This is a genomic window from Pectobacterium jejuense (assembly GCF_026800125.1).
Taxonomy (GTDB): Bacteria; Pseudomonadota; Gammaproteobacteria; order Enterobacterales; family Enterobacteriaceae; genus Pectobacterium; species Pectobacterium jejuense.
In genome coordinates, this window is record NZ_JAPQKX010000062.1 from 1 (window position 1) to 241 (window position 241).

1 protein-coding gene is annotated in these 241 nt (G+C 41.5%); it reads right to left on the reverse strand.

What is annotated here, in order from left to right:
- Positions 1–20 precede the first annotated feature (20 nt).
- Positions 21–239: a PTS sugar transporter subunit IIB gene (locus NXT09_RS22465; RefSeq protein WP_268581208.1), complete on the reverse strand. Its 219-nt coding sequence runs from the start codon at positions 237–239 to the stop codon at positions 21–23.
- Between the last annotated feature and the right edge of the window lie 2 nt (positions 240–241).

Genomic DNA, 241 nt, shown 5'->3' on the forward strand with positions numbered 1-241 from the left:
TCATTATTCCTCCCGCTATGCTATGCAATCATCGCCAAGGCATCGTTGAGGACTTTTTCCCCATTCATCATGCCATAATCAACCATATTAATTACCGCGATTGGTTTCTCTTTTTCATCGGCTATCGCCTTGAATTCAGGCAGTTTATATTTGATTTGCGGCCCCAAAAGGCAGCAGTCATATTCATCAATCAATTCATTAAACTCTTCAAAACCCACGGCTTTTATCTCAACAGCGATCG